Raw genomic sequence first — 3,978 nt, forward strand, 5'->3', positions numbered from 1 at the left:
CAATGGCATCCTTTTAAGCGTACGGAATTTCCACTAAATAGCTGCTTAAAAGATACAATGGAGCACGCGACGGCGCCACTACTACGCGGCGAAGCCACCACTGCGCCGGCACACCCAAAAATTTAAGATTGACTTTAAAAAAGGCTATTGAAGTTGATTCTAGGCATGTTTATAAATAAAAATTACTGAAAAAACATACCTAGCAATTCCAATGAATATCTTTTAAAACAAGGATAAACTCAAAAAAATACAAATTAATTTATCTGATTTCTATAATATTAAGCACCTTTAGTCTATCTTTAGACCGCACTACTATTATTTTAATTATGAGAATAACACTACTTTTTATTGCTGCTTTTTTTGTTCCGTTTTGTGTATTTGCTCAGTGTTATTCACCGACTGAGATTTATGCTGTAAATTCATCTATTGGCTCTAATAGTGCTACTGTATCGTGGAATCAAGTTAACAATGCCACTTCCTATACAGTTAGATTAATAAAAGACTTGAATAATTTTGAGTCTTCAACTACAATTGAGCAAACGGTTACTTCTACGACTGCGGTTTTTTCTCAAGTTTTAGAACCCGAAACCACATATTATATTTCAGTTCGCACCAATTGCAGTACCGATGTTTCGTCGGTATGGAGTAACCCAAGCGCGCGTTTTTTAAAAACTGGCACGGCAAATGATTTAATAGAAAATGCGGTAGAGATACCCATTTATAATGGCGTTGGCTCGATTGAAAGCTATATTACCACAACCAACTTCCGTGGTACAACGCCATCTACTGTGAGTTTGATAGGGGCCGGATGTGATGTGACAGCTGACGATAAATGGTTTAAGTTCACTGCAACGAGCGATAAGCTTGTTTCGTTGATATCGGCTGAGGCAACTTTCCTAATTGGAAAATTAGCTCTCTACGCTTATGAAAATAATATTTATACTCAACTTTCCTGCACCTACGTCGGTAATGAAAAGAAATATGAAAATTTGACTGTTGGAAACACTTACTATTTAAGATTATTGAGCGTTAACTTAAGTCAAGCGTTAGAAGATAGATCGGTGCGTTTTTTTCTAGCAACTATCCCTACGAATACTTCTTGTTCAAATGCAAGTGTTTTATCTGTTGCTTCTTCAAGTAGTTTAGAAAACGAAAACACACTAAGCGGCTACATTATTGGTGCTGAAGAAGATAATGCACTTGGTGGCGGTTGTTCTATGGATCAAAATGTGTTCTATAAATTTGTTGCAACAAGCCCAAATCATCAAATAACTCTTAGCGAGAATTGCCTAGGATTAGATGTAAAACTACTGTCGGGTACTTGTAGTTCACCAACTTTTTTAAAATGTGCAAATAATTCAAACGAAATAGTTTTTACTGGACTTACCCCTGGCGTGGAATATTTAATTGCCATCGGACGTGGCAGTTATCCTTGCTTTGATATTAATTTTAAAATCAATTTGACAGTCGCACAAGCGCCTGAAAATGATTTTTGCCCCGACGCAATAAATCTGGCTATCAACTATCCAGGGACGCCTCAAAACTTTTTCTCCCCTAAGCTCGCGCTTTCTACGAGTAACAATTTCAATACAAATTGTTTGCCTAATGGAAAGGATGTGTGGTATAAAGTAACCGCTAACGAAACCAAAATTAAATTTATCATTCCAACGAGTACCGCGGTTTCGTCAAACTTTCAAGTACAAATTTTGAGTGGATCTTGCGGGAATCTTACTGCAACACACTGCGGTAATCTTACAGATTCGCAAACTATTACATTGCCAACGACAGGAACTTACTACATCCGAATTGTATCTAATGCTGCAATTCCGCCCATTGATAACTTGTACTTGGCAATAGAATATGTCTCGGCTTGTCAAACGGCACAACAATTGTGCACATCTTCTTCCTTTGAACCATATATCTTTCAAAACATAACAGGTAGTCCGAGTTCCCAACAAATGGCTTGTTTGTTTTCCACACCAAATCCAGTTTACTACTTTTTAAAAATAGGAACAGCTGGCGACTTAAATGTACAAATTCTGCAAAATAGTGCATTTGACCAAAATGGCAACCCAGTTGGAAATAATATGGATGTTGATTTCGTTGCATGGGGTCCCTTCGACAGTCCCGAAAGCTGCGGTGCAATCGTCGCGGGAGGGTGTTCGCCTTCTCCCTGTCCGAATAATACAGTTAATCCAAACTTCTATCCCTTCAACAACATAATAGATTGTAGTTACTCTGCAAGTTATGTGGAAACGTTAACTATAAACAATGCACAAGAAGGTCAGTATTACATCTTACTTATCACCAATTTTAACGGTTCAGAAGGTAAAATAAAGTTAGTACAAACTAATTTTGGTCAAGCAGGCGCAGCTCAAACAGAATGCATTAATCGAATCCAGTTGATTCCTTACATTGATGATAACAATAACGGCGTAAAAGATTCGGAAGAAAGCACTTTCAATGGAGGAAAATTTCATATTGTGAAAAATAATGTACTTCCAGGTTTTGATGTGCAATCTTCATTGGGGTTATATGGCTTGTTTCCAAGCGAAGAAACCGACAGTTATGTGATAACTTATGAAGTCCTTGAAGAATTTTCAGACTACGCATTTACTCCAAGTGCCTCCCAAACCGTCACGGCAAGCAGTGGTGTACAATCTCTCTTTTTTCCAGTTACTTTCACACAACAGGTAGGTAATGTTGCTGTTACGGCGTTACAAGATGCCGAAGCGCGCGCAGGATTTTCTTACACGCAAAAACTAATTGTAACAAACTATGGTACACAAACCGCTAATACAACACTAACTTTTACTAAAGATCCCGCTACGACGCTTCAAAACTTGGACGCCGGTGCACAAGTGACCGAAACTGGATTCACTTACCCTATTAATAACCTAGCCGTGGGAAGCTACAAAATAATAAACTTTAAAGTTTCTGTCCCTAACATCCCAATTGTTAGCCTAGACCAAATTTTAAACGCTCAGGCAACGGTAAGTGTTGTTAACAATGAAACAGCAGTAGCAAATAACACAGCAAGTATTGGAACAACAGTAATTGCCGCATACGATCCAAATAACAAACTTGAACAACGAGGCGGACGCATAAATGTCGCAGAATTCGACGATTCAAGCTATCTCGTGTATACCATAAACTTTCAAAATTTAGGAAATGCATCTGCCATCGATGTACGAATTGAAGATTTCTTAAACGACAGACTTGATCCCAATTCGGTAGAGATGATTGCTTCCAGCCATTATTATTATCTAACTATTGAAAACAACAAGCTTGTTTGGGAATTTCCCAACATACAGCTACCAGCGGCAAGTACAAACGAAAATTTAAGCAAAGGATACGTAACCTTTAGAGTTAAACTTAATTCGAGCGAAGTTGCAAATGAAACCATTCCAAATGGTGCGGCGATTTACTTCGACACCAATCCGCCTATATTCACCAACATGCACGAAACAGTGTTTTTCGAAGTGCTTTCAATAGACGAGCAAATACGACATACTTTAAAAATCTATCCAAATCCAGTAACCAATGAGATTAACATAAAAAACATCAATGCGAACGAAACGCTTGAAAATATCTCTATCTACTCGACTACAGGACAGCTAATTTTAGATAAAAACAATGCTACAAATACGACGACACTCGATTTATCTACTATTTCAGCTGGTTTCTATTTTATTAAAGTTCGAATGGCTTCAGGAAGCTCTTACACGGTAAAAATTGTAAAGCACTAAGCTTAAAACAAAATACACCCGTTTTAAACCGCTGCATTTCGTAGCGGTTTTTTTATGGCGTTCCGGCTGTAGACGTTTGGTGGGAGTTCATTGCTTCCGTTGGGCTTTCCGCTGCGCCCGAGGCTTTAGCAGAACTGACCGAAGGTAATCCCTAACGCGAAAATCGTTACTATACGTTTTGTTCTCGTTTTAAATTTGGTTGTACAGTTGGCGAAAGAATTTCTTGGAA

Annotated in this window: 1 protein-coding gene; it reads left to right on the forward strand. The window is 38.2% G+C overall.

From position 1 onward, the window contains the following. Window positions 1-326: 326 nt before the first annotated feature. Window positions 327-3,749 carry a T9SS type A sorting domain-containing protein gene (locus Q0064_RS04170; protein WP_298144740.1) on the forward strand — a complete coding sequence of 1,141 codons (3,423 nt, stop codon included), beginning with the start codon at window positions 327-329 and terminating at the stop codon, window positions 3,747-3,749. The last annotated feature ends 229 nt before the right edge of the window (window positions 3,750-3,978 follow it).

The organism is Flavobacterium sp., from assembly GCF_027490375.1.
Lineage (GTDB): Bacteria > Bacteroidota > Bacteroidia > Flavobacteriales > Flavobacteriaceae > Flavobacterium.

What these genes read in the sequence shown, in the direction of transcription:
- Q0064_RS04170 (WP_298144740.1), top strand. Translation starts at nt 327, where the DNA reads ATGAGAATAACACTACTTTTTATTGCTGCTTTTTTTGTTCCGTTTTGT.